24 protein-coding genes and 3 pseudogenes are annotated in these 23,631 nt (G+C 65.9%); 14 read left to right on the forward strand and 13 right to left on the reverse strand.

Annotated features, from left to right (window positions below):
- The first annotated feature begins 381 nt into the window (after positions 1 to 381).
- The 4 genes and pseudogenes from katG (at position 382) to FXF75_RS12025 (ending at position 4,502) form a co-directional block, all read left to right on the forward strand.
- A pseudogene (katG, locus tag FXF75_RS12010) lies at positions 382 to 2,507 on the forward strand (catalase/peroxidase HPI).
- Between the two features lie 228 nt (positions 2,508 to 2,735).
- The gene (locus tag FXF75_RS12015) at positions 2,736 to 2,966 is read left to right on the forward strand and encodes a hypothetical protein (protein ID WP_163522126.1); all 231 of its coding nucleotides are present in this window, start codon (positions 2,736 to 2,738) and stop codon (positions 2,964 to 2,966) included.
- A gap of 241 nt (positions 2,967 to 3,207) precedes the next feature.
- Positions 3,208 to 4,031, forward strand: a pseudogene (locus FXF75_RS12020) (amidohydrolase family protein).
- Between the two features lie 90 nt (positions 4,032 to 4,121).
- Positions 4,122 to 4,502, forward strand: a complete 381-nt coding sequence (locus FXF75_RS12025) for an ArsR family transcriptional regulator (protein WP_163522127.1) — start codon at positions 4,122 to 4,124, stop codon at positions 4,500 to 4,502.
- On the opposite strand, the gene FXF75_RS12030 is transcribed toward FXF75_RS12025, so the two are convergent.
- From FXF75_RS12030 to FXF75_RS12040, 3 genes are all read right to left on the reverse strand, one after another.
- The gene (locus FXF75_RS12030; RefSeq protein ID WP_163522128.1) at positions 4,499 to 4,891 is read right to left on the reverse strand and encodes a hypothetical protein; all 393 of its coding nucleotides are present in this window, start codon (positions 4,889 to 4,891) and stop codon (positions 4,499 to 4,501) included. The genes FXF75_RS12025 and FXF75_RS12030 overlap by 4 nt on opposite strands.
- A gap of 214 nt (positions 4,892 to 5,105) precedes the next feature.
- Positions 5,106 to 6,029, reverse strand: a complete 924-nt coding sequence (locus FXF75_RS12035) for a glycosyltransferase family 2 protein (protein WP_163522129.1) — start codon at positions 6,027 to 6,029, stop codon at positions 5,106 to 5,108.
- A 123-nt stretch (positions 6,030 to 6,152) separates the two neighbouring features.
- The gene (locus tag FXF75_RS12040; protein ID WP_163522130.1) at positions 6,153 to 6,860 is read right to left on the reverse strand and encodes a methyltransferase domain-containing protein; all 708 of its coding nucleotides are present in this window, start codon (positions 6,858 to 6,860) and stop codon (positions 6,153 to 6,155) included.
- 209 nt (positions 6,861 to 7,069) lie between these two features.
- Here FXF75_RS12040 and FXF75_RS22135 point away from each other — a divergent pair, with 209 nt between their 5' ends.
- Complete coding sequence (locus tag FXF75_RS22135; protein WP_205427530.1) at positions 7,070 to 7,231, forward strand: hypothetical protein; 162 nt, start codon at positions 7,070 to 7,072, stop codon at positions 7,229 to 7,231.
- A gap of 15 nt (positions 7,232 to 7,246) precedes the next feature.
- Here the strand turns inward: FXF75_RS22135 and FXF75_RS12045 are convergent, their stop codons facing one another.
- Entirely contained in the window at positions 7,247 to 7,651 is a 405-nt protein-coding gene (locus FXF75_RS12045) for a PPOX class F420-dependent oxidoreductase (protein ID WP_163522131.1), read from the reverse strand.
- 150 nt (positions 7,652 to 7,801) lie between these two features.
- Between FXF75_RS12045 and FXF75_RS12050 the strand changes: the two genes are divergently transcribed.
- The 4 genes from FXF75_RS12050 to FXF75_RS12065 all read left to right on the forward strand — a co-directional run bounded on the left by FXF75_RS12050 (position 7,802) and on the right by FXF75_RS12065 (position 10,256).
- A complete protein-coding gene (locus FXF75_RS12050; RefSeq protein ID WP_163522132.1) occupies positions 7,802 to 8,071 on the forward strand; it encodes a helix-turn-helix domain-containing protein in 270 nt (89 codons plus the stop codon).
- A 111-nt stretch (positions 8,072 to 8,182) separates the two neighbouring features.
- Entirely contained in the window at positions 8,183 to 8,956 is a 774-nt protein-coding gene (locus FXF75_RS12055; RefSeq protein WP_163522133.1) for an MBL fold metallo-hydrolase, read from the forward strand.
- A gap of 113 nt (positions 8,957 to 9,069) precedes the next feature.
- Complete coding sequence (locus FXF75_RS12060; RefSeq protein WP_163522134.1) at positions 9,070 to 9,264, forward strand: cold-shock protein; 195 nt, start codon at positions 9,070 to 9,072, stop codon at positions 9,262 to 9,264.
- Positions 9,265 to 9,506: 242 nt separating this feature from the next.
- Positions 9,507 to 10,256, forward strand: coding sequence for a YkgJ family cysteine cluster protein (locus FXF75_RS12065; RefSeq protein ID WP_163522135.1), 750 nt, complete (start codon positions 9,507 to 9,509; stop codon positions 10,254 to 10,256).
- A gap of 211 nt (positions 10,257 to 10,467) precedes the next feature.
- On the opposite strand, the gene FXF75_RS12070 is transcribed toward FXF75_RS12065, so the two are convergent.
- Complete coding sequence (locus FXF75_RS12070; RefSeq protein WP_163522136.1) at positions 10,468 to 10,881, reverse strand: TRAM domain-containing protein; 414 nt, start codon at positions 10,879 to 10,881, stop codon at positions 10,468 to 10,470.
- Positions 10,882 to 11,279: 398 nt separating this feature from the next.
- On the opposite strand from FXF75_RS12070, the gene FXF75_RS12075 reads away from it, so the two are divergent.
- Complete coding sequence (locus FXF75_RS12075) at positions 11,280 to 11,900, forward strand: DUF106 domain-containing protein (RefSeq protein ID WP_163522137.1); 621 nt, start codon at positions 11,280 to 11,282, stop codon at positions 11,898 to 11,900.
- A gap of 65 nt (positions 11,901 to 11,965) precedes the next feature.
- On the opposite strand, the gene FXF75_RS12080 is transcribed toward FXF75_RS12075, so the two are convergent.
- The 3 genes from FXF75_RS12080 to FXF75_RS12090 all read right to left on the reverse strand — a co-directional run bounded on the left by FXF75_RS12080 (position 11,966) and on the right by FXF75_RS12090 (position 15,422).
- Positions 11,966 to 12,691, reverse strand: coding sequence for a hypothetical protein (locus tag FXF75_RS12080; protein WP_163522138.1), 726 nt, complete (start codon positions 12,689 to 12,691; stop codon positions 11,966 to 11,968).
- Between the two features lie 79 nt (positions 12,692 to 12,770).
- Entirely contained in the window at positions 12,771 to 14,498 is a 1,728-nt protein-coding gene (locus FXF75_RS12085) for a radical SAM protein (protein ID WP_163522139.1), read from the reverse strand.
- A 132-nt stretch (positions 14,499 to 14,630) separates the two neighbouring features.
- On the reverse strand, positions 14,631 to 15,422 hold the full coding sequence (locus FXF75_RS12090; RefSeq protein WP_163522140.1) for a hypothetical protein: 792 nt from the start codon (positions 15,420 to 15,422) through the stop codon (positions 14,631 to 14,633).
- 280 nt (positions 15,423 to 15,702) lie between these two features.
- Between FXF75_RS12090 and FXF75_RS12095 the strand changes: the two genes are divergently transcribed.
- From FXF75_RS12095 to FXF75_RS12100, 3 genes and pseudogenes are all read left to right on the forward strand, one after another.
- On the forward strand, positions 15,703 to 17,181 hold the full coding sequence (locus FXF75_RS12095; RefSeq protein ID WP_163522141.1) for a hypothetical protein: 1,479 nt from the start codon (positions 15,703 to 15,705) through the stop codon (positions 17,179 to 17,181).
- Positions 17,182 to 17,257: 76 nt separating this feature from the next.
- Positions 17,258 to 17,416, forward strand: a complete 159-nt coding sequence (locus FXF75_RS22140) for a hypothetical protein (RefSeq protein WP_205427538.1) — start codon at positions 17,258 to 17,260, stop codon at positions 17,414 to 17,416.
- A pseudogene (locus FXF75_RS12100) lies at positions 17,413 to 17,811 on the forward strand (Hsp20/alpha crystallin family protein); the annotation flags it as partial. The gene FXF75_RS22140 and the pseudogene FXF75_RS12100, both read left to right, overlap by 4 nt.
- Before the next feature lie 409 nt (positions 17,812 to 18,220).
- On the opposite strand, the gene FXF75_RS12105 reads toward FXF75_RS12100, so the two are convergent.
- From FXF75_RS12105 to FXF75_RS12125, 5 genes are all read right to left on the reverse strand, one after another.
- Positions 18,221 to 19,387: an FAD-binding oxidoreductase gene (locus FXF75_RS12105; protein WP_163522143.1), complete on the reverse strand. Its 1,167-nt coding sequence runs from the start codon at positions 19,385 to 19,387 to the stop codon at positions 18,221 to 18,223.
- Positions 19,384 to 20,154, reverse strand: coding sequence for a creatininase family protein (locus tag FXF75_RS12110; protein WP_163522144.1), 771 nt, complete (start codon positions 20,152 to 20,154; stop codon positions 19,384 to 19,386). The genes FXF75_RS12105 and FXF75_RS12110 overlap by 4 nt, the downstream gene beginning before the upstream one ends.
- Before the next feature lie 79 nt (positions 20,155 to 20,233).
- Positions 20,234 to 20,953 carry a fumarylacetoacetate hydrolase family protein gene (locus FXF75_RS12115; RefSeq protein ID WP_163522145.1) on the reverse strand — a complete coding sequence of 240 codons (720 nt, stop codon included), beginning with the start codon at positions 20,951 to 20,953 and terminating at the stop codon, positions 20,234 to 20,236.
- A gap of 99 nt (positions 20,954 to 21,052) precedes the next feature.
- Entirely contained in the window at positions 21,053 to 21,835 is a 783-nt protein-coding gene (locus FXF75_RS12120; protein ID WP_163522146.1) for a luciferase, read from the reverse strand.
- 170 nt (positions 21,836 to 22,005) lie between these two features.
- Positions 22,006 to 22,362, reverse strand: a complete 357-nt coding sequence (locus tag FXF75_RS12125) for an ester cyclase (RefSeq protein ID WP_163522147.1) — start codon at positions 22,360 to 22,362, stop codon at positions 22,006 to 22,008.
- A 95-nt stretch (positions 22,363 to 22,457) separates the two neighbouring features.
- On the opposite strand from FXF75_RS12125, the gene FXF75_RS12130 reads away from it, so the two are divergent.
- The gene (locus FXF75_RS12130) at positions 22,458 to 23,558 is read left to right on the forward strand and encodes a pyridoxal phosphate-dependent aminotransferase (protein ID WP_163522148.1); all 1,101 of its coding nucleotides are present in this window, start codon (positions 22,458 to 22,460) and stop codon (positions 23,556 to 23,558) included.
- The last annotated feature ends 73 nt before the right edge of the window (positions 23,559 to 23,631 follow it).

Raw genomic sequence — 23,631 nt, forward strand, 5'->3', positions numbered from 1 at the left:
TGTCCGGACTGTGATTCTGCCATGGTTACTCCCCGTCTATAAGATGTTTGAACTTCTATATAACTTTTTCTCCGTTCCCGGAAGCAGTCTGATTCGCGTATGTGTTCCGACCGCGACGTGGTCGCCGTGCGACAGTATCACGCGGTGTTTTCTATTATGGGAAAATATTTTGTAGTTCGTGGAATCCAAGTCGGGCTAAGACCACCTGCTTTTTTTGTAATAGCGGTTCCTCCAACCGGATGAGCGAACCCCGAATATGTCAGACAATATCTCCAAGTACGACGTAGGCGAATTTGAAGCGTCTACCACGGACGCCGACTACGAAGCGCAATCGACCGATTTCTCCGGTGCGAACGACCACCTCTCGGAGGTGACTCGATAATGCGAGGACGCAACCACGAGTGGTGGCCGAACCAGTTGAACCTCGACGTTCTCGACCAGAACACGGAGGACGTCGTCCGTACGGCGAGGACTTCGACTACGCCGAGGAGTTCCAGAAGCTCGACCTCGAAGAGGTGAAGGCGGACCTCAAGGACCTGATGACGACGTCGCAGGACTGGTGGCCCGCCGACTACGGCCATTACGGACCGTTCTTCATCCGGATGGCGTGGCACGCCGCCGGCACGTACCGCACCGTGGACGGCCGCGGCGGCGCGTCCGGCGGGACTCAGCGCTTCGCCCCGCTCAACAGTTGGCCCGACAACGGGAACCTCGACAAGGCGCGCCGACTTCTCGAACCGATTAAGCAGAAGTACGGCCGCAAGCTCTCGTGGGCCGACCTCATCATTCTGGCCGGAAACGTCGCCCTCGAATCGATGGGCATGGAGACGCTCGGCTGGGCCGGCGGCCGCGAGGACGAGTTCGAACCCGACGAGGCCGTGTTCTGGGGTCCCGAGGAAGAGTGGGAAGCGCCGCAGGACCAGCGCATCGACGAGGACGGTGAACTCAAGGAACCGCTCGGCGCCACCGTGATGGGACTCATCTACGTGGACCCCGAGGGACCGAACGGTAATCCCGAGCCGCTCGAATCGGCGGAGCGGATTCGTCAGGCGTTCGGCCGCATGGCGATGAGCGACGAGGAGACGGCCGCGCTCATCGCGGGCGGACACACGTTCGGGAAGTCCCACGGTGCCGACGATTCGGACATGGGTCCCGAACCCGAGGCGGCCCCCATCGAGGACCAAGGTCTCGGCTGGACCGACTCCGGCAAAGGCTCCGACACGACCACGAGCGGTATCGAGGGCGCGTGGAACGCGTGGCCGACGATGTGGGACACCTCCTACCTCGACAATCTGCTCGACTACGAGTGGGAGCTGACGGAGAGTCCCGCCGGGGCGAAGCAGTGGCAGCCGGTCGAGGAGGAGGCGTACGACACCGTGCCGGACGCCCACGACCCGTCCGAGAAGCACGCACCGATGATGATGACGACGGACGTCGCCCTCAAGCGGGACCCCGAATTCCGGGAGATTATCGAGAACTTCCGCGACAATCCGCCGGAGTTCCTCGAAGCCTTCGCCCGCGCGTGGTACAAGCTCATCCACCGCGACATGGGACCGCCGGAACGATTCCTCGGCCCGGACGTGCCGGACGAGACCATGCTCTGGCAGGACCCGCTCCCCGACGCCGACTACGACCTCATCGGCGACGAGGAGGCGGCCGAACTCAAAGCGGACATCCTCGACTCGGAGCTGTCGGTCTCCCAGCTGGTCAAGACCACTTGGGCGGCGGTATCGACGTACCGCGACAGTGACAAGCGCGGCGGCGCGAACGGCGCTCGCATCCGCCTCGAACCCCAGCGGAGCTGGGAGGTCAACGAGCCCGCCCAGCTGGAGACCGTTCTGGAGACCTACGAGGCGATTCAGGAGGACTTCAACGGCTCCCGAGACGACGACGTGCGCGTCTCGCTCGCCGACCTCATCGTGCTGGGCGGCAACGCGGCCGTCGAGCGGGCCGCGGCGGACGCCGGGTACGACGTCGAGGTTCCGTTCGAACCCGGCCGCACCGACGCCACGCAGGAGCAGACCGACGAGGAATCGTTCGAGGTACTCAAGCCGGAGGTAGACGGGTTCCGCAACTACTTCGGCGGCGAGTACGACGTGGCGGCCGAGAAGATGCTGGTCGACCACGCCGACCTGCTCGACCTGACGGCCTCCGAGATGACCGTGCTGGTCGGCGGCATGCGCGCGCTGGGCGCGAACTATCAGGACTCGGACCTCGGCGTCTTCACCGACGAGCCGGAGACCCTGAGTAACGACTTCTTCGTGAACCTGCTCTCCATGGACTACGAGTGGGAGCAAGCCTCCGGCTCCGAAGAGGTCTACGAACTGCGCGACCGCGAGACCGGCGAGGTCGAGTGGGAGGCCAGTCGGGTCGACCTCATCTTCGGGTCGAACTCCCGACTTCGGAGCATCGCTGATGTCTACGCGGCCGAGGAGGAGAAGTTCGTGGAAGACTTCGTGGATGCGTGGCACAAGGTCACGACCAACGACCGCTTCGACCTCGAATAATCGTGGCCGAGAGGCTCGGGGTCGGTGACCGCGTACGACCTCTCGACGGGGTGTAGATGCGGTCCCGAGGTCTCGCACTGCTCTTTGCAGTAGTTGCTGATAATACGGTTTCCTCGTTCAGAGTCGTCCGTGAAAACCACGGTAAGTAGAGTGGAGAATCCACAGTCGTCCGTCGACTGAACAATTGACACAAAAAGAACTAATTGGGGCAAACGACAATCCAGACGTATGCCTCAAGAGAGCAACACCGGCCGAACTGCTTATCGGTTACTAACTACGGGAGAGCGCCACTGGGAGTTTTTAGGTCTTCTCACCCTTGTTACCGCCACAATCGCGTACACGATTGGTTCGGTTGCCGCTGGCGAATCAGTCGGCGCGCAAGCACCGCTGGCTGTCGTCGTCGCCGGGCTTACTGCAACGGCAGCGGTCCTCGTCAAGGATTTCGAGGACACCTCGTAGTAGGGCGCACTCCGTTCGCATCTGTAGTTACCGACTCGCCGACTTAGGTTTCAGGAACAGCGCTGAATGAAAACCCTGTGCCACTATCTACTGTTTCTCTCTCGCCGTCTATCCGTCAGAACTACCGAGACCGTCGTCGCAGTCACGACGTGCGCACGAAGCCAACGCTCCGACCGGCGACCTGTCGGCCGACCGAGCGCAACCGACACTGAGAAATAGGGTAGTTCCAAACCAACTCCCAATGCTGGAGTTGGAGCATCGGTTCCGGGTGGTGGACGTACACGCCAGACTCAACGCCGACGCCGGGGGGATTCAGACCCGCGGGCGGGCCATCAGTCCCGACAGGTTGGAGCGCGAGATGAATCAGGCCGGTGTCGTACGCTCGGTCGTGTTCCCGGGCACGCGCGACGGGGGGAGCTACGTGAGCGCGAACAACGCCGTGGCGCGACGGAGCGTGGACCGACCGTTCCTCACCTTCGCCCGGATAAACGGCCCGCGAGACCCGGGCGAACGTGCGTCCTCTCGCCTGCGCAACCTCGCCGCCCGCCGGAAAGACCACCACACTTCGCCGGAGGACGTCGAGCAGTACGCCTACGACGACCGATTCCACGGATTCAAGCTGAACCCCGCCGAGGACGGCCTGCCCGACGACGAGACGCTGGACCGGTTGGAGGACGTGGGCCTGCCCGTTCTCGTCCACGGTGGCGAGCAGTTCCCGCCGGACGCGGCCGAAGACGCCCTGCTCTCGCGGTCGTTCCCCGTAATTCTCGCTCACTTCGGCGGCCACCCGCTGAACCGGGAGTTGATGACCGAGGCCGTGGACCTGCTCGAACGCAACGACGACTGCTATCTCGACACGAGTTACGTCCGGTACCGGACCTGTTGGAGCGAGCGGTGATGGAACATCCCGACCGAGTGCTGTTCGGAAGCGGTGCCCCGAGTTCTCACCCGAACGTCGCGGTGATGGAGATTCTGACGCTCGACGTGCCCGAGGACGCGATGCGGAAGGTCTTCGACAAGAACGCCAGACGCGTTCTCGGCGACTCGCTGCCGGGCGACTTCTGACTCGCGCGAACCACGCGGCCGACGCACGCCACGTCGTGCGGGAAAACGTCTTAGTCGATGGCGCTCGTTCGTCCTCCGAGGCGTAAGCGGATGTCCGGAAACGGAGCGGACGACGGGGAGTCTCGTAACGACGACCGCCCAGTGGACGGCGTGTCGCTCTCGCTGGACGCGACGTTCGAGTTGCTCGCTCACGCCGACCGACGGGTGATACTGCGCTATCTCCGAGACGCGCCGGGGAAGGCCGCGACACGCGATGAACTCGCGGACCACCTTGCCAGCGAGCGGGCCGAACGGCCGGGAGAACGACCCGACCGCGACCGCGTCCTCTCGACGCTCCACCACGTTCACGTCCCGAAACTGGTGGACGCGGGCGTCGCCGATTACGACGCTCGGAGCGAGGAGATTCGGTACTGGGGCAGCGACCGACTGGAGGAGTGGCACGACCGCGTCCGCAACCGGGAGGGTACCTAATCCGGGGCGTTGCTCGCGGTGGCGTCCGGAACGTCGTAGCCCGGAGACGCCAGTTGCTCGCCGTCGGTCTCCTGTCGGGCGGCGACCGTGAGAAACGGTTCGAGCGCCTCGACGCCGTCGGTGAGCCAGACGGCGTCTTCCGGGTCGTCGTACGCTATCACGTCGTACTCCGCCAGTTTCGGGAGGTGAGTGTGGACGAGCGAGGCCATGGCTCGCGTTCGGTCTTCCGCGAGGTCCGAGGAGACGACTGCGTCGGCGAGTTCGTCGAGACCCGTCGGACCGTCGTCTCGTAAGACGTAGATAACACACCGACGATACGCGCTACCGAGCAAGTCGCACGAGTGGTCGATACGCTCGGAGTTCATCGACGTAGCGGGTCCGCCTACCATCGACCGAGAATACCACGACCACCTTCATAAGCGATGTATTCGTTCCCAACCGTTTCACCTATACTCTAACTGATAGTTGTAACCGTTTCGAACCGCTGAAATAACCCCGATACCGGCCGTATTAGTCCGGTCGAGCGAGTCGATGGAGAGATAGCGCTAGTGACGGACCGATACTGGGAAGACTCGCTGTCGCGGAACGCGGTCGAAGCGTCCGCTACTGGGTCGGTTCTTCTCGCTGCTCGGGGTCGGTTCGCCAATCGTAGCGTTCGACCGCTCGGTCTGCCCGCACGGAGAGACCGTTCGGATTCCGGGCCTCGCTCCGGTCTCCGAATCTGGCCTTGAGACCGTCCTTGCAACCCACGGCCATACTCTTGGTCACGCGCTTGCCGCTGGCCATCCATCCGGAGGGCGTCTCGTCGCCGCGAATCACGTCGGTCGCCGTCGAGAGGGCGTCCGAGACCGCGTCACGGAGCGTCCGGTAAACGACCCCCGGCCGAAACCCGTAGTTCTTCACGAGTCGGTAGGCGAGCGCGCGGTACTTCCATCCCCAGTCCCGGTCGTCGTCCTCGTCGATACGAGTCACCGACACGTCCGACGACCAGACGACCTCCCGGCCGCTCGCGGCGAGTCGGTGGGCGCAGTCGCGCGCGCCGCCCGTCTCCAGATACTCGTCGAACCCGTCCATCGCTTCGATGGTCTCTTGCGTGAACGCGACGTTCCCCCCGTCGAAGTAGGTCACTTCCCGTCCGTCGATGGTCCGACACTCCTCGGACTCTGTCGTCACGCCCGCGCGAACCGACCGATGGACCGGACCGGTGACGACGTCGGCCTCGGCGAGACCCGCCGCGATTCCGTCGTACCACGACGGTTCGATTACGTGGTCCTGCCCGACCAGTGCGATGACGTCGCCGGTCGCCGCCGAGAGACCCGCGTTGCGCGCGACGTTGAGTTTTCGGTCCGAGACTTCGAGCAACAGGTCCACGTCGTCTCGGTCGCGTACCATCCCGGTGGTCCCGTCTGCGGAGGGGCCGTTGACGACGACCACCTCCGCCTCCGGGGCGTGGGCCGCAAGCGCGTCGAGGCACGACGCGAGGCTCTCGCGGCCGTTGAGCGTCGGTACCACCACGGATAGCTCCATACCCCCGAATCTCCTGCCGGAGCCTTAAAAACTGTTCGGCCTTCGTTCGGTCGTCGCCAAGTTTTAAAGGTCGTTACCGGGGTTCGGCCGTGTCTCCTAGAAATCGTCGGTGGCGGGACCCGGTCACTCGACGTGCGCGTTCCAGTACGAGACCGACGCGAAGTAGTCGCCGACCGGCGAATCGCGGATGCTGGTGTCGACGTCCCGAATCGGGTCCGCGATGGCTCCGGGAATCTTCCGGTAGAACCCGTAGGGGAGTATCCAGTCGTGTTCGGCGTCCACGAGTCGGAGGTCGGCGTCGTCGAGCAGTTTCTCCACGTCTGACCGGGTGTAGAGATGCGACCCCATCGGCAGCAGCCAGTTGTACACGCTCCGGGTGCTTCTGGCGTTGAACGTGTCGAAAACGACCTGTTCTTTGGCGACCCGACGCATCTCGGAGAGGAAGGTCGCAGGGGTGTCCGCGAGGTGGAAGAACCGCATGGCGAACACGGTGTCGAAGTGGTCGTCCGGAAACGGGAGACGACCGGCATCGCCGCGCATGAACTCCAAGTGGTCCGCGACACCGGCACTCTGTGCCTTCTGGCGGCCCTGTTGGAGCATCGCCGCCGAGATGTCGAGACCCACGATGTCGGCACCGCGCTCGGCCAACATGACCGTGAAGCGGCCCGTACCGCAGGCTATCTCTAGCACTTTCTTGTCTTCTAGCGGGCCGATAGCGTCGAGGACGGCCTGTTTCTCGCGGCGGTCGATGAGTCGTCCTCCGCGAGAGAATCGCTTCTCTTCGTACTCCTCGGCGACTTCGTCGGTCTGGTACCACTCCGCTCCTTTCACGCTTCTCGTTTCATTGTAGTTCGCGGGGGGACTAAAACGGTATTGGAAGCGTCTCGTGACTGTCCTGTCGGCCACCGCTCATCGGGGCCGCGAGGGAGCAATCTCGACGCGGCCCATCGACGACGTCGCCGTCTTCGTCGAAGATACGCCACGACAGTCGCCACTACAATCTCTTTGTGCGTCGGAGTCGTACGTCGTTCGGAACACGCATGACGACCTGCAAAGGATGCGGGCGACACCTCGACCCGGAGGACCTCGCCCGCCACGAGCGAGGGCGGTTCGTCGTGGTCCACTGCCCCGACTGCAAGTGTCTGCTCGGGCGGTACAACCGCCACGGCGCGAACCCGGAGACCGACCACCTGAGACCGTAGCAGTCGCCGCGAACGCTACTCGCCGTTCGTGACCACCCGGTCGGGCCGAATCCGGACGACGACTCGCGGGCCGGACTCCTCGCCGTGGTTCGGGTACTCCTCGACGTCCATGTACCGACGCGCGAGTTCGTCGATGTGTTCGACAGCGCCGTCCTCGGTCACTTCGACGACCTCGCCGCGAACCGAGACGTACCTGTAGGGGTCGTCGGGGTCCATCACGCAGAGACCGACCTTCGGGTCCCGTTCGACGTTGCGCACCTTCTGACGGCCGCGCGCGGTGTTGACCAGCAGGTGGTCCTCGTCGTCCCGGTCTATCCAGACCGGGGTCACCTGCGGCGTGCCGTCGCCCATCAGGGTCGCGAAGTTAGCGAACGTCTCGCGCTCGAACAGGTCGCTGAACTCTTCGGGAATCGACTCCATGCGCGACGTTCGCCCTCGACCGACGTAACGTTTGGTCGGTCAGAGCCGCGAAAGTGCGTTTAAGGTGAAATAATATGTCCTTAAGGAGTATAGAGTGTACAGATGTGCATATAGCCAAGCTTTACCAGTGCGTTCCGGCGTGGCATAGATATGAGTACGACCACGGACGAGCCACCCGTAACCGAGCAATTATCCGACGACTTCCGCGACCGCCTGCGCGAACTCCCCCCGAGCGCCAAACTCGTCGCGAAGGTGCTGGAGACCGACGCCCCGCTCTCCCAAGGTCAACTGGCCGAGGAGTCGCTGCTGCCCGACCGTACCGTCCGGTACGCCCTGAACCGCCTCGAAGACGAAGACCTCGTGGACTCGCGCTACAGTTTCCAAGACGCTCGGAAGCAGGTCTACTTCCTGAACCGCTGACTGCTATCGCCGCAGAGTCGACCGCCCGGCCGTTCGACCGACCACGCATCGACCGTGGTCTCGACTGCCGAATCGACCATCCTTTTTTCGTCGGCGTGCGACGCCTCTGATATGGAACCCCATCGCGTCTCGGTCCCCACCGAGACGCTCGCACCGACGGGAGCCACGAACGCCTACGTCCTCGGCCGCGAAGACGCGCTTCTCGTGGACCCCGCTGGTCGAACCGACGAACTCGACGCCGCCGTCGAATCGCGCAACGTCGGCCATATTCTCGTCACGCACACGCACCCGGACCACGTGGGCGGGGTCGCCCACTACGCGTCCGCTTGTGACGCCACGGTCTGGGCCAGAGCGGGCCGCGAAGCGCGCTTCGAGCGCGCGACGGGCGTCGCGCCCGACCGGACCTTCAGAGAGGGAACGAGAGTCGCGGGCGTCGAAGTCGTGGCGACGTCGGGTCACGCGCCCGACCACGTCGCGCTCGTGGCGGACGGGACGATGCTGACGGGCGATCTCGTCGTCTCGGAGGGGAGCGTGGTCGTCGGCGCGGACGAGGGCGACCTGCGCGCCTACCTGACCTCGCTCCGGCGACTCTACGCCCGTAATCCCGACAGACTCCTCCCCGGACACGGTCCCGCCATCGACGACCCACGCAGGGAAACCGTGCGCCTGATTCGCCATCGACTCGACCGGGAAGCGAAGGTCCTCGCGGCGGTCCGGGGCGGTGCGGCCGCGCTGGACGACGTCCTCGACGCCGCTTACGAGAAGGACCTCTCGGGCGTCCGGGACCTCGCCCGAAGCACCGTCGCCGCCCACCTCGAGAAACTGGCCGTCGAGGGGAAAGTCGAGTGGGACGGCGAATTAGCGCGTCTCCCCGACGAGGACTGACGAGCGGCCAGTCGAACGGTCATCGTACCGAGCGCAATCGGTACGGTACCGCGAGGTGTGGTACTGGTACTCTCAGAAGTCTTATACCCGGTCGGCCTCTCTGTATATTCGTAATGGCAAACGGTACGGTTGACTTCTTCAACGACACAGGCGGCTACGGTTTCATCGACAGCGACGATTCGGAGGAAGACGTCTTCTTCCACATGGAGGACATCGGCGGTCCCGACCTCGAAGAGGGAACGGAAGTCGAGTTCGACATCGAGCAGGCCGACAAAGGCCCGCGCGCGACGAATCTGACCCGAAAGTAAGCCGGATTGGACGGTCGGCGATTACGTAATCGCCGGCCGTCCGATATCTCAACTCTACAATTTTAACGCACGCTACTCCCCAAGCGACAGCAGTCGTCAAATCGGTGCGTGTATGGCGGGTTCCACTGCGTCGAATCAATCCTCGACAGTTACTCGCTCGCTCTCGTCGCCGCCAATTACTGCGGCGGTACCGCAGTCGGGCCGATAAACACCCTTTTGCCCGCGAGGACTAACCTTCCGACGTGCAGAGTCTCGAAGCGGAACTGGAACGCGCACGCGACCTCGACACCGCCGACCTCGCCGACGCCATCGAGTCCATCGGCTTCGAGTGTACCCGGTGCGGTGCGTGCTGCAAGAGCGCGGAGCCACGCTCCGCGGAGAGTCGAGCGGAGGAACCGCGAGACAGCGAGGCTGACGACCCCCACACGGCGACCGTCTTCCCCGACGAAGTGCGGGAGTTGCAAGACGCGACCGACTACGATTGGCGGGACGTCGCCCGGCCGATGCCCTACGGTCTGGAAACCGCTGAGGGCGGAGACAGTTCGGAGAGCGGAGGTACCGCCGATAGAGACGAAACTGAACCTGCGGGCGAGACCTTCGAGTGGGCGCTCCAGACCGATGCGTGCGGGGACTGTACGTTCTACGAGGAGACCGAAGACGGAACGGGTGCCTGTTCGGTCCACGGTGACCGACCGCTCATCTGCGAGACCTACCCCTTCTCCGTCGCGCTCGGCGGGACGAGTCAACCGATGGGCGAGGCCGTGGACGAGTCGGGGATGGTCCGCGCCCACGAGTGCGAGGGACTGGGCCGCGATATCTCTCGTGAGCGAGCGGAGGACCTCGCGGCGGCGCTCAAGGAACGAGCAGTCCGGGAACTGACGGAGGCCATCGGGGTCCGCGACGAGTACCAACCCGCCGACCCGGACGAGGGCGTCGTGGTCCACGACTCCGAGGGCGCGAAGCGACCGGACGGGTCGGCGTACGAAGGCTGACGCCGACGAGCGCGCCCGCGACTACGGCCCGCGCGAACGGGGTACTCTTCGGTCGTCGGTGCGACACGGAGACGGTTCGTCCCACTCTCCCACGTCAACCTTCTGCGGGACCGGAGACTGGACGTATCGACCCGGTAGCGATAGACCAACTGGTACGGCGTTCTCGCGGAACTGCGGTCGCTGGCGACGCCGCCAGCAATAAAGAGGTCGGTTAGAAGTCCTCTTCGATGATTTCGCCGACCGCGAAGTTGGACTTGACTTCCGTAATCTCGACCTTGACGCGCTCGCCGATTTCGGCGTCGGGGACGATGATGACGTAGCCGCGTTCGACGCGGGCGATGCCGTCGCCCTGCTTGCCGATGTCCTCGACTTCGACGTAGCGAATCTCGCCCTCCTCGACGGGGGGTTGTGGTTCCGAGGGCGCGCCGCTACTCGTGGACTGTGACGACGACTCGTCCTGCGACGAGGAGTCGGAGTCGTCGGAGATGAGTGCGACGCGGTAGGTCTCGCCGGGTTCGACCGACCCGGTCTCTATCTCTCGGCGCGGTACTTCGACGACGTACTTGTCGTCTTCGATAGTCACATCAGCACTGAACAGACACAGCAGTTTGTCAGAGATCTCCAAGGCTATATGCCTCCATTTGGACCCAAGTGGTCAGCGCGTAAAGAGTTTTTCTACACCCGACCTTTTGCTGCGTTCTCGTGAGCGTATCGAGCGAGGTCTTCGAAAATCGGATATTTTCGGGCTGTGGCGAATCTCCGATTCGCATCGGCTGGAAACGACGAAGCCGTTTCGGCAGGCGCGGCGTTCGGCCGCGCCCTTGCGAAACGTCGATGAAGGACCTGCGCTTGGTGCCGGTCGTCGCTCGGACTTCTCGTTCACTTCGTTCGCTCGCGGCAGATTCCGGAGTGGGAAACCCTCGTGCTCGTCCGCACTATATCGACGCTCGCCGAGTCGTAGCGATGCGGCGCTACCCCTCAACTGGCCGAACATTGATGGTGCCCCACCGACGAGTTGTTAGCATGGACACAGAATCGTCGGACGGGTGGACCGGTTACGACAAGCTCGCGGGACTCGTCGCGTTGACGCTGATGGCCGGTTACCACGTGACCCCGATACAGCGGGGTGTCGCGGGGGCGTTACACGCCATGCTCGGCCCGGCCACGACCATCCTGCCGTTCTCGGTTCTCGTCCTACTGCTCGCCGGGACGACCGGTCTCTCCTCGGCGGTCCTCCAGACGAAACTCCGGAGCCAGCGACGGATGGAGCGACTTCAGGAGCGCATGTCTGACCTGCGCGAGCGGATGGCGTCGGCCCGCGAGCGCGACGACGAGGACGCCGTCGAGGACCTCCGCGCCGAGCAGATGGAACTCACGACCGACTACCTCGCGGCGATGAAGACCCAGTTCCGGCCCGCGGTCTGGAGCATGCTGGTCTCGGTCCCGGTGTTCCTCTGGCTCCGCTGGGTGTTCGTCGCGCCGAGCGCCGCCGTCGCGCCCGCAGCGCTGGCGCTGCCGGTCGTCGGTCACGTCGCGTGGACTGCGACGCTCGTCGGTCCGCTGAAGGTCTGGCTCGCGTGGTACGTCGGCTGTTCGCTCTCGACCGGGCTACTCGCGCGGAGGGCCATCGCCCGACTCGCCTGAGAACAGCCGTCCTCTTTCTGTAGCGCTCGCGTCCCCTTTCGGTCCACGTCGCATCGACGGCCGGACTACTCCGGCCGGTACCTGCCTGCGGTCGGTGCGCTCACCCGGTCTACGATGGCGTCCACGAGTTCCGGAACGACCGTCCAGACGCCGTAGTAACTGTCTGGGTCGCGTTCCTCGACGAGCATCGCGGCCTTAGCCGCGTCGTTGCCAGCGCCGTCGAAGACGACCAGCCACGTCCCGGCGAACTCGTGACGGTCGCCGTGGACGACGAATCGGTCGCCGTCCGGGACGTACGCGGGGTCCTCGAAGACGTGCACTTCGCACCCCGCCTCGGCCACGTCGGCGTAGATGTCCCACTGGTCGTCCATCGAAGCGAACCGCTGCTGGCCCGCGACGTAGAGTCGGCCCTCGCCCGCACGCCACGCCAAGGTCTCGATGCGGTTCGACAGCGCGCGGAGTCCGGCCCGGTCGCCGTACCCCGCGAGGAAGAGCGTATCGGCCGGCCGGAACGCGGAGACGACGTCGGCTATCGGGTCGTCGCCGCGACGGGGGTGGACGAGCGCGCCGCCCACGAGGACGTCGTCGTGGAGGACCGCGAACTCGTCGGGTTGTTCGTCGGTCAGCGTGGTCCCGACCGTCACGTCGTCGATGTCGAGGTAGCGGCCGAGCGTGTCCCCGAGGGTCGCGAGAGTCGCCTCGGAGCAGTCGGTGTTGAACGCCGCGAGCGTCAGTCCGTCCGGAACTGCGTGGGGCGCGACCCCGCGCTCGTGAACTGGCGAGTCGGGCATGTCGGAACGTCGCGTAATTCGGTCGAATGCTCAAAAAGCGTAGTGGCCTCGGGGCGACACGTCCAACCGCCGGAGAGGCTTAGTCCGCGCCTTCTGGCGTTTTTGCGGTGGTGAACTCGGTCAGGTCCACGCCCACGTCGGCGTCGAGTTCGGCCGAGGAGTCGTAGGGTCGTTCGACGACGATGTTCCCGGCGCGCTGCTTGCCGAGACCCGGAATCGCGGTGAGTTCGTCCATCGTCGCGCTGTTCACGTCGAGCGGATAGGGCACGCCCGTCACCGAGCGATAGCCGTGGTCCACCACCGCCACGTCCACGGTCCGCCCGAGTTCGCGCTCGCCCGGAATCCCGACGAGCAGGGGGTAGGTGCCGAGTTGGCGACCGAACGTCTTCCCGTCCTGATGGTATTCGAGATGTACGTCCGGCAGGACCGTCCCCGCCGGGGCGAGGCGCTGGAGCATCGGATTGTCTATCTGCTCGCGCACCTCGGTCTTGTACTGCTTGAACAGTTTCTTGTGGTCGTTGGCGATGTCCGCGCCCACGTCGCTCATCTCGGTGCCGTCGAACGCCATGACCTGCCGGATGTTGACCCGGCGGAGCATCAGGCCCTCGTCGTACACCCGGTTCAGGAACTCCTTGTTGTGTTCGAACGTCTCACGTCGCTCGCCCTTCAGTCCGTGGAGCAGGTTGATACCCGGCAGGAGTTTGGGCAGGCGGTTCGCGGCGTCTCGGCCGTGGGTCGGGGCCGCTTCGGGGTCCTCGCCGGGTCGCCACCCGGCCTCCTCGTTGACTATTTTGACCGCCTCGAAGCACTCCTCGGCGGTCACGTTGAGGTTGTTCTCGTCCTGCACGAGGGGGTCGGCCGATTCGAGACCGAAGGCGGCGGTGTCGCCCGGCGTGTTGTGCTCGGCGATGACCCGGATTCCCTCGCGGGCCAACTCGGGCCACTCGACCACCGTGATGGGGTTCATGTTGTCGAGGTGGAGCGTCCCGAGGTCGGGCGCGACCTCCCGAATCCCGCCGTAGAGGTCGCGGAGCGCGTCGGGGTTGGGCTTCTCGCCGTCGCCGCCGTAGGCGAGGATGTCGGCCTGTCGACCGAGTCGGAAGTGTCCCACGCCGCGGTCGTAGAGCGTCCCGACCTCGCTGACGACCGACTCCGGTCGCCGGAACGAGGGATTTCCGTACAGCGGTTCCGTGCAGAACGAGCAGCGGTAGGGACACCCTCTGCTGGTCTCCAACTCGGCGATGAGGTAGTCCGGATGGTTGGGGTGTTGCTCGACGACGAACGCCCCGGAGGCGGCCCATCGGTCTATCTCCTCGTTGTCGCGCATCCGATTGTTGAACCCCTCCAAGCCGCTGTCGAGCAGGTCGTAGGCCGCGGCTTCCACGTCGCCTTTCGCCACGAAGTCGAAGTCGAGGTCGTCGCGCTCGGTCTCGGTTCCCCCGGCGTTCTCGTCGCCGACGCCGAACTTCACCGGGCCGCCCATCAGACTCGTCCCGTCGGCGGTCCACGCCATCTTGCGCACTTCGTCGGGCTCGGCCGGGGTGCCCCCGACGTACTTGCCGGGGACGGTCATCCCGCCGAGGTAGACGAACAGGTCTGCGTCCTCCACGTCGCGCCACTTGTGAGAGTCGTCCCGGAGTTCGTCGATGGTGTGATAGGTGACGTTCTCCGCGGGGACGCCCGCGTCCACGATGGCCCCCGCGGTGTACCGCGGGTAGGTCGAGATGTAGGGCGGGACGCCGAAGTGGGCCGGTTCGTCGACGTACCCGTCCACGAGGGTCACGTCGAGGTCCGTGAGGTCGGTCATGCGGGGAAGTTGCCGCTCGACGGGTAAAACGATGACTACACGGACCGGACTGGCAGGACCACCGCAGCGCGGGGGAACGCCGTGACGTGGGGTCCAGCGCCGCGGTCCGCGACCGAAGGCGCACGGCCGCGGTCAGTGAACGGACGGGTACGTCCGGAACGCTTCGACCGCGGCGCGTCGGTCCGATACCGAAGAGAGGTCGGCCGTGTAGACGCTGAAGTACGGCGGGCCGCGAGCGATTCGGAGGGTGGCGCCCTCGACGGTCACGTCGCCGAGTCGCCGCCACGGAATCGCGGTCGCTCCCCACCCGCCTCGCTGCCGGACCAGAAGGTGGTCGTCGAGCGCGACGAGTTCGTACTCCTCGGTGCCGGTGAGACCGTTCCCGATGAGCATTCCGACGACGGTTCCCACGAGCGACCATATCGAGAACGAACCAGCAATCGTGTGCGAGATGACGAAAAGAGTCACGGTAGCGACGGCGATTCCCAGCGCGAACTGTCGCCACTTGGACTTGACGGCGACGACTCTCCCGCGGACCTGACCGCGCCCCAGCAGGAGCATCCCGCGGTGTTGCTCCCCCATGGCGGCCACGACGAACACCGCGAACGTGAAGACGAGTACTCGAACCGACGTTCCCTCGGGCGGCGTCGGCGCGCCGAACAGAGGGGGACCGAAGACGGCCGCGGCCGGAAGCAGACCGAGACCGGCGAGGACCCACTGAGCGCGCGCTTCGACCGCTCGGTCGAGCGCGTCCGGTCGCTGTTCGAGGGCGGCCCACACGACGACGGTGACGCACGCGCCGAGACCGATGCCGAGGACGGGGTCGGTCGGCCACGGTCCCGGCGTCGCGAGGAAACCGGCGAAACCGGCGAGGAGACCGAGCGAGAGGGGGACGTGTCGGGGTTCGGGGCGGCGGAGTCGCATGTACGACCGTCGTACCGCCACCCATTTGATAGCTGTCATCTCTGTCGAGTGTCCGACCGTTCACAGGTTGAGACCGCCGCCGACTCCCCGGCGTCCAGTGGGGACTCCGCTCTCGCCGGTGTTGTACGGGGCCTAAAATTACCGTTCGCACCGTTCACGCGAGTTCAATCGCGGACTGAGGCGTGGCGATTCGGTCCGCCGAGACGCACCCGTCAGTTATGATACAGTAGGTGGCGCGGAACAATGTCCGGTTCGGTCCAACGGACGGTCGGCGATTGGCATGTCCGAACGAAACTCCTCCATCGACGGTATCGAACGGCGCGGCGTCCTCGCGGCGCTGGCGACCGGAATCGGCGGCGCGGGCGTCGCCCAGCGGACGCTCGCCCGGCGAGTGGACGCGCTCGACGCGACCCGCTACGTCGTCGAACAGGGCGACCGCTGCATCCCGATAACGCCGCTCTCGGGCGACGAGACCGTCGAATCCTTCTACGACTACCGGACGCCCTACACCTCCCCGTCGGGCGCGGCCTACAGTTCCTACGGGACGACCGACCTCCAGCGACCCGAGACCAGCATCTGCTTCCTCTACGACGGGCCGGAGGGCCTGAGTCTGGTCGTCGTCCACGACAAACTGAACGACGGTACCTCGGGCGGCGCGGTGACGTTCGACCTCGCGTTCGAGAACCCCGACCGCGGTTCGTGGGTCGTCGGCGACGACGACTACGACGCGCCGAGCAACTACGACACCTTCGACCGCACCGCCGACGGGTGGTCCGTGGACTGGACGTGGACCGACGGCCGGTCCGACGGCGGGGCCTACCGCCCCCTCGGCGAGGAGTTCGCCGTCACCATCGACCCGGCGTTCAACGACGCCGCGGCGCTGTACGGCGACCCGTACGAGGGCGAGATAACCGACTGGCAGGTCCTCTCGGGCGACCGGAGCGACCCCGACCGAGTCTCGCTGGCGCTGGACGAACCGCTCGTGGTCCGCGCCGGAACGTGCGGCGCGACGACGACCACGACGACCCGACGCGAGACGACGACGGAAGAAACGACCACCGAGCAGGACGACCGCCAGTCGGGGCCGATTTCCGCGGACGTGACGGTCGTCCCCGGCAAGGTGAACCCCCGGAGCCACGGCCGTCTCCCGGTCGTCGTGCGCTCGACCGACGAGTTCGACGCCACGGCGCTCGCGCCCGGAAGCGTCGCGTTCGGGCCGGAGGACGGAACGGAGCGCGCGAGTCCGGTGAAGCGAATTCAGACCGACGCGGACGGCGACGGCCGAACCGACCTCAAATTCCACTTCCGGACGGACGCGACTGGCATCGACTGGGACACCGACCGCGTGCGACTGACCGGCGTGACCGAGAGCGGGCGGGCCGTCGAGGGGTCCGCGGAGGTTCGAATCGTTCCGAACGGCGACGAGGAAAGCGAGCGGAAGAGAGACGAGGAGAGCGAGGGTGACGGGAGTAGTGAGCGCGAGGCGGAGAAAGAGGAAGGCGAGGGGGACGAACACGCGAAGAAGGGGGAAACCGAGGCTGAAGACGAGGGGAACGAGGCAGAAGCCGAGAAGGAAGACGGCGACGAGTCAGAGGAGGACGACGGTGGCGACGACGAAGGAGAACGCGGTGGCGAAGACGGACGCGGCAGCGGTCGAGGGAAGGAAAACGGACGAGGTCGAGGGAAGACGGGGAAGGGAAACGGAAAGGGTCGGGAGAGAGGCCGCGGTGACGGGCGAGGAGGCGACGAGGACGACTAGTCGGAAGTCGGCAGTCTCGACCCACAGAATCGCCGAAGCCCTCGTGTTTATGGTCACCGGGCCGTTAAATTCGGATATGCCCGCGACGCTCGAAGTGAAGTGTACGAACGACGAGTGCGAACTGGACATGTTCGAGATGCACTACACCTACGATATGCCCGACGACGTCGGTATCGAGGACTTTCAGTGTCCGTACTGCACTCGAACCGACACCCTCCGGGAAATCGAGCTATGACCATCCGAGAGATTGGCCGGTCGGTCGGTAGCGCCGTCCTCCAGCGCGTCGGCCGCGCCGCCAGCAAGGTCCAAGAGTCCAAGCCCCTCCCCGTGGACCTGCTGGAGAGCGACGACGCCTACCTCGTGGTGTTCGACGCGCCCGGCGCGACCGGAAGCGACGTGCAGGTCCGGTACGCCGAGGGTGCGGTCCACGTCCGAATCGACCGCTTCCGCGACTACTACGAGGGCTTCGAGATGCTGTTCCCCGGCCGCGGTCTCTCGCTCGACGGGAAGGCCGACCTCCCGACAGACGCCGTGGTGGACGCGAACGAGGCGTCCGCGACCCTGACCGAACACGGCACCCTCCGCGTTCGGGTCCCCAAGCGCGCCGAGGAGAAAGGAGAGTCAGATAGCGTCTCCGCGGAAGCGTAGCGCGATTCGGTGGTCGTGCTCGCACACTACTCGTGTCTCTTTTATCGTTTCACTGCCGGTATTGACGCGTCGTACGCAGAGACTCATCGATAGCTTCTCTAGAACATCTCTCCGGCGGATGGCCATCTAAAGAATCCGAGCGCGCTCGTTCCTAGTAGTGGATGTGAGGTCTGCGTTCGCTCTGTTCCACGCAGTCTATCGCTCACTACGACAGGGACTCAGTCATCAGTAACAACTGGTCCGTTCGCACGGGGGGACGTAGTCCATAAGGGAAATTCCGAACATTAGTTCACCTCCGGGCATATGTGGGAACTGTAACGATTTAAATTTTTCTAATATATAATTATAATTATTCTTCAGAGGACGGAACGTTTCCGTACTCGGGACGCGTCTACTCCACCGTCATCCCCTCGACCACGTCGAACTCCTCGTCGCCCTCGAAGCGGTTCGGGTCGAACTCCGGAAGCGGACTCTCGCCGAGTACGGACTCCGCCACCGCTTCGCCGAGCGCCGGGGCGCGCATGAACCCGTGGCCCTGCCACCCGGCCGCGACGAACAGACCGTCGCGCAACTCGCCCAGTAAGGGGTCGCGGTCGGGCGTGGCCACACAGAGACCCGCCCACGAGTCCCGGACCGCGCCGAAGTCGCCGAGGCGGCGGGCGAGTCGTTCGCGGGTGATATCGCGAAACTCCCGGTCGGCGTCGCGCTTCCAGTCGTCGGGGTCGCTCTCGACCTCCTCGGTGCCGTCGCCCGCGAGCAGGCCGTCGGGGTGGGGCCGGAGGTAGTAGCCGCCGGTCGCGTCGTAGCACATCGGCAGGTCGGCCCGGCGCTCGTCGTCGTACCCCGCGGTCAGCGCCTGCACCCGGTAGGGTTTGAGCGGAACCGGAATCCCGGCGATGGCGAGCAGGCGTTTGGTGTGAGCGCCCGCGGCCACCAGAATCGCGTCGAAGAGTTCGCGTTCGCGTCCGTCTTCGTCGTCGCTCTCGGCGGGGGCGCTCTCGACCGCGAGGTCGTCGGCGTCGATTCGCGCTTCGACACCGGTCCGGACCGTCGCGCCCGCGTCGCGGGCCTTCTCGGCGAGCAGGTCGGCGTAGCTTCCGGGGTCGGTCCGCCCGGCGTTCTCGGCGACCGCCGCCACGCCGACGTCGCTCCAATCGACCGCGGGGAATCGGTCGCGGAGTTCTCCGACGTCGGCGAACGACACGTCCCGGCCCTGCTCGCGCATCTCTGGCACCTGTTCGCGGAGGGCCTCGGCGCGCTTCTCGTCGCCCTCGCGGGCGAACCAGACGTAGGGCGTCTCGCGGAACTCGAAGTCGCCGTCGCCGGAGAACTCGCGGAATCGCTCGATGGCCCGTTCGCCGACCCGCGCGTCCTCGGGCGCGGCGAAGGCGTCGTAGAGGACGCCCGCCGCCCGGCCCGTACTCGCGCCGCCGATTTCGCCCTTCTCGTAGACGACGACCTCGGCGTCCCGTCGAGCGAGGTCGTAGGCCGCCGTGACGCCGACCGCGCCACCGCCGATTACCGCGACCGTCGGCCGCGTCTCGTGGCTCCCACTCATTTGTGACCCCGCGGCCAGAGCGACGCTGCATCCTGTTCAGCTAACCACTCCACGAGCGCGGCGAGGTCCTCGCTCGCGTGGTCGAGTAGTTTCTCGCCGACGGCCGCCGACCCTTCCGTGGGTCGGCCGACCGCACCGCTCTCGGTGAAGTCGATGGCGTCGAACCCGACCGACGCGCCCCGGACCGTCTCGCCCCACGAGTCGGCCCCGCGCTCCTCGGCGTCTTCGAGCGCCGCCTCGCGCACGAGGTCGCCCGCGACGGCGAGCATCATGCTCGTCTCGACCTCGTCGGCGTGGCCCAGCGACGTGTCGAGTTCTTCTTCGACGAGGGCGTCGAGGTTCGACCACCAGTTCCACGGCGCGGCGAAGGCGACCTCCTCGTCGCGGAGACCGCGGGCGGCGCGCCGGAGCGCGTCGTCGTTTCCGCCGTGCCCGTTGACGACGACCGCCTTGCGAACGCCGTGTTCGGCGACGCCGGCCACGATGTCCGCGACGTAGCGCTCGAAGGTCTCGGGGTCGGTCCAGAGCGTCCCGTCGAACTGACGGTGGTGGGCGCTGACACCGACCGGAATCGGCGGGAGGAGGACGGCGTCCGTGCGGTCGGCGACCGTCTCGGCGACCGCGCGGGCCGCCAGCAGGTCGGTCCCGAGGGGGAGCGCGGGACCGTGCTGTTCGACGCTGCCGGTGGGCAGGACCGCTACCTCGGCCTCCGCGAAGGCGTCGGCGGCCGTGGTCGTCGTGTGTTCGTGGAGATACGTCCGACTCATGGCCGGTGGAAGGGCGACCGGGCACTTAGAGGTGTGCCCGGCGGAAAACGAGGCAGCAGAACCACCGACTGGCGTGGACTCACTCCGGTGCGACGACTTCGTTCCGGAGGGTACCGACGCCCTCGTAGGTGATTTCGACCTCGTCGCCCGGTTCGACGAGTCCGGGGTTCGCCGGACTTCCGAACGCTATCACGTCGCCCGGACGGAGGGTGAACCGCTCGGAGAGGTAGGAGACGACTTCGCGCGGGCCGAACAGCATCAGTTCGGTGTTGGCCTCTTGGCGGCGTTCCCCGCCGACGTCGGTCCGCATGTCGATGGCGGTCGGGTCCACGTCTGTCTCTATCCACGGCCCGAGCGGTCCGGACCCGTCGAACGCCTTCCGGGCGGTCCGGCCCTGTTGGTCGAGCGCGTCCACGTCGTTGAGTATCGTGTAACCGCGGACGACCTCGGGTACCTCCTCGGGCGCGACGTTCCGACAGCGCTCGCCGACGACCGCCGCCAGTTCGCCCGCGTAGGTGAGTTCGTCGGTGAAGTCGGGGTACGGAATCGGTTCGCCGTGGGCGACCAGCGACGTCGGCGGTTTGATGAAGAAGTCCGGTTCGTCCGGGCGCTCGTACTCCATCTGGTCGAGCGTCTCGGCGTAGTTCCGGCCGACGCAGTACAGCGCCGAGGGGTCGCAGGGCGGGAGCAGTCTCCCGTCTCGGCCGACCTCGTAGGTGCCGTCCTCAGCGTGGACGACGCCGTCCTCGTACTCGCCACTGACTGGTCCGTCCGCGGTCAACAGGCGGGCAACTCGCATACCCCGACTTCGGAATCGGCCGGGAAATGGGTACCGACCTGCGTCGGTAGTTGCCCAGAACAGGGCGACGACAGAACCTCCGGACCCCGCCGGTCCGTCTTACTCGGCGAACTCCTCGATGCCGCGGGCGGGGTAGCCGACCACGATGTCCGCCCCCGCGTCCTTCAGCGCTGCCACGCGCTCGCCGACTTCGGCGGGCGTGCCGACCAGCGCGTAGTCCCGAGTCGCGGCCGAGAGGACCTCGCGCGCCCTGTCGGCGGCCGCGCTGTCGGTGGCCACGCCGTCGGGGAGCGCGCTCGCCACGGGACCGCGGCGAGCGGCGTACGCGCCGACCGCGTCCAGAATCTCGTCCTCGTCGTCGGTGAGAACCGTCGGCGCGTACACCGCGATTTCGCCGTCGAACCCGGCGGCCCGGAGCGCCTGTAAGTCCCGTTCGGTGGTCCGCGAGAGGAGTTCGAACTGGGTCGCCCCCGTCGCCAGCGCGAGGCGTTCGACGCCCTCGGTGCCGACCCACGCGGCGGGGTCGCGCTCGACCGCGGACCGAAGGCGGGGGGCGACCGTTCTCCCGCGCTCCTCGTCGGTGAGGTAGGCGGGGTGCCCGGCGACCGCGACCCGGTCCACGCTCTCGGGAATCCGGTCGTAGGCCGCGTCGTCGCCGAGCGGGTCGAACCCGTCGGCTCTGACGGGCGTGGTCAGGCGGACCTCCTTCTGGCGGGCGATTCCGGCCAGCGTCTCCTCGTCCGGGAGGTGTTCGAACCCTTCGTAGTCGATGGCGACCGTCTCGAAGGGGAGTTCGACCGCGCGCGATACGTCACACTCTGCGGGTTTGAGCGCGGCTGCGTCCAGTCCAGTCTCTGCGATACTCTTCCCAGTAGTCAACATGTCCGAACACCTCCAGCAACAGTCACTCGTGCTACTCGTCTACTGCCCTTGCGGAACGCGATCCATCGTCTGTGCGACCATGTAGCCACCCGTACCCGCGGGAGGGTCAAAAGGGTATCGGCGCGCACGATTCTTACCGACGGTCGCGCCTCGGACTCGGTGACCCCGATTCACACCTCGTCTCGGTCCGTGTAGGTCCACCGCTCGGTAATCTGACCGCCCTCGTCGAACCGGTGGAAGTCCGCGAAGCCGAACGACACTGCCTCGTCGCCCTGCGTTCCGGCGAACTCGCCGCGGACCGCGACCGTATCGCCCTCCGCGACTACGTCGTGGATTTCGTGGTCGCCGTCTTCGAGCGGCCGGTCTTCGAGGTAGAACTCGCGGAACTCGTCCATCCCCGAGAGGTTCGACTGACCGGGACGCTCGTAGGTCACGTCGTCGGCGAACAGCGAGAACACCGACTCGTAGTCGTCGGCGTCGATGGACTCGTAGTACGCTCGTACTGCCTCGGTATCTGCGGTCGCCATAGTCGGAACTCAGAGCGCAGCGAGTAGTTCTTTTCGGCGAGACCGCGGAGGCATCGAACGAAAGAAAGACTTACTCGGCGTCCGACCGTGTCATCATGGACTACGAGACACCGCTGTTCTTCCACGTGATGCAGTACGCCGCCACCGCCGACAGAGACGTGGTGGATATGGTGAGTGGCAACCCCGACTGGGGGTCGCCCGAAGCCATCAGCGAGGGACTCCACGAGTACGCCGACCTCGGCGGCGCGGACTTCCAGTATCCGCCCAGCGAGGGGTTGGCCGAACTCCGCGAGGAGATAGCCGAGCGACGGAACGTCGCGGAGTCCCAAATCGTCGTGACGAACGGCGGCGGCGAGGCCAATTACCTCGCGATGGCCCGAGCGTTGGAGCGCGAGCGCGGGTCGGAGTTCGTCCTCACCGACCCCGTCTACCCGTACTATCCGGGCAAGACCAAGATGCTCGGCGCGACGGCGCGGTACGTCACCACCGCGGACGACGGGTCGCTCGACCCCGCGGACGTGCGCGAGGCCGCCAGCGACGAGACCGCCGGAATCGTGGTGAACACGCCGAACAACCCCACCGGCGCGGTGTACGACGAGGAGACGATGCGCGAACTCGTGGCTATCGCCGAGGAGTACGACGCACTGCTGGTGAGCGACGAGGTGTACGACCACTTCGACTTCTCGGGCGAGTTCACCTCGGCGCTGTCGTTCGACTCCGACCACCGCGTCGTGACCAACTCCTACTCCAAGACGTTCGCCATCACCGGTTTCCGCGTCGGCTACGCCGTCTTCCCCGAGTCGCTGGTAGACGTGGCCAAGACCCGCCACATGCTCACCAACGTCGCGACGACGCGGCCCGGCCAGTACGCGGTGCTCCACGCCCTGCAGAACACCGACCCGGCCTACTACGAGGCGAACCGGCAACTCCTCGAAGAGCGCGTCGAGACCTTCACCGCGGCGCTGGACGCGGCGGGCGCGGACTACTCCTCGCCCGACGGCGCGTTCTACGTGATGGCTCGGTTCCCCGACTTCCCCGGCACGCTGGAGAACGTCGAGCGACTCGTGGACGAGGCGGGCGTCGCGGGGATGCCCGGCGAGGCGTTCGGCGAGTCGTTCGACGACTGGGTCCGGTTCGCGCTCGTGAGTCCGCGCGTCGAGGAGGCCGCCGAGCGGTTGGCGGACCACTTCGCGTAGACATCGCTATCGAGGGTCTCTCTTCGGCACAGCCGTTTCCGGGTAGTCGGACTGGCGGTTACGGGGTAGGGCG

The organism is Halorussus sp. MSC15.2 (genome assembly GCF_010747475.1).
Classification (GTDB): Archaea; Halobacteriota; Halobacteria; order Halobacteriales; family Haladaptataceae; genus Halorussus.

What these genes read in the sequence shown, in the direction of transcription:
- FXF75_RS12015 (WP_163522126.1), top strand. Translation starts at nt 2,736, where the DNA reads ATGCCTCAAGAGAGCAACACCGGCCGAACTGCTTATCGGTTACTAACT.
- FXF75_RS12025 (WP_163522127.1), top strand. Translation starts at nt 4,122, where the DNA reads ATGTCCGGAAACGGAGCGGACGACGGGGAGTCTCGTAACGACGACCGC.
- FXF75_RS12030 (WP_163522128.1), bottom strand. Translation starts at nt 4,891, where the DNA reads ATGGTAGGCGGACCCGCTACGTCGATGAACTCCGAGCGTATCGACCAC.
- FXF75_RS12035 (WP_163522129.1), bottom strand. Translation starts at nt 6,029, where the DNA reads ATGGAGCTATCCGTGGTGGTACCGACGCTCAACGGCCGCGAGAGCCTC.
- FXF75_RS22135 (WP_205427530.1), top strand. Translation starts at nt 7,070, where the DNA reads ATGACGACCTGCAAAGGATGCGGGCGACACCTCGACCCGGAGGACCTC.
- FXF75_RS12045 (WP_163522131.1), bottom strand. Translation starts at nt 7,651, where the DNA reads ATGGAGTCGATTCCCGAAGAGTTCAGCGACCTGTTCGAGCGCGAGACG.
- FXF75_RS12050 (WP_163522132.1), top strand. Translation starts at nt 7,802, where the DNA reads ATGAGTACGACCACGGACGAGCCACCCGTAACCGAGCAATTATCCGAC.
- FXF75_RS12055 (WP_163522133.1), top strand. Translation starts at nt 8,183, where the DNA reads ATGGAACCCCATCGCGTCTCGGTCCCCACCGAGACGCTCGCACCGACG.
- FXF75_RS12060 (WP_163522134.1), top strand. Translation starts at nt 9,070, where the DNA reads ATGGCAAACGGTACGGTTGACTTCTTCAACGACACAGGCGGCTACGGT.
- FXF75_RS12075 (WP_163522137.1), top strand. Translation starts at nt 11,280, where the DNA reads ATGGACACAGAATCGTCGGACGGGTGGACCGGTTACGACAAGCTCGCG.
- FXF75_RS12080 (WP_163522138.1), bottom strand. Translation starts at nt 12,691, where the DNA reads ATGCCCGACTCGCCAGTTCACGAGCGCGGGGTCGCGCCCCACGCAGTT.
- FXF75_RS12085 (WP_163522139.1), bottom strand. Translation starts at nt 14,498, where the DNA reads ATGACCGACCTCACGGACCTCGACGTGACCCTCGTGGACGGGTACGTC.
- FXF75_RS12090 (WP_163522140.1), bottom strand. Translation starts at nt 15,422, where the DNA reads ATGCGACTCCGCCGCCCCGAACCCCGACACGTCCCCCTCTCGCTCGGT.
- FXF75_RS12095 (WP_163522141.1), top strand. Translation starts at nt 15,703, where the DNA reads ATGTCCGAACGAAACTCCTCCATCGACGGTATCGAACGGCGCGGCGTC.
- FXF75_RS22140 (WP_205427538.1), top strand. Translation starts at nt 17,258, where the DNA reads ATGCCCGCGACGCTCGAAGTGAAGTGTACGAACGACGAGTGCGAACTG.
- FXF75_RS12105 (WP_163522143.1), bottom strand. Translation starts at nt 19,387, where the DNA reads ATGAGTGGGAGCCACGAGACGCGGCCGACGGTCGCGGTAATCGGCGGT.
- FXF75_RS12110 (WP_163522144.1), bottom strand. Translation starts at nt 20,154, where the DNA reads ATGAGTCGGACGTATCTCCACGAACACACGACGACCACGGCCGCCGAC.
- FXF75_RS12115 (WP_163522145.1), bottom strand. Translation starts at nt 20,953, where the DNA reads ATGCGAGTTGCCCGCCTGTTGACCGCGGACGGACCAGTCAGTGGCGAG.
- FXF75_RS12120 (WP_163522146.1), bottom strand. Translation starts at nt 21,835, where the DNA reads ATGTTGACTACTGGGAAGAGTATCGCAGAGACTGGACTGGACGCAGCC.
- FXF75_RS12125 (WP_163522147.1), bottom strand. Translation starts at nt 22,362, where the DNA reads ATGGCGACCGCAGATACCGAGGCAGTACGAGCGTACTACGAGTCCATC.
- FXF75_RS12130 (WP_163522148.1), top strand. Translation starts at nt 22,458, where the DNA reads ATGGACTACGAGACACCGCTGTTCTTCCACGTGATGCAGTACGCCGCC.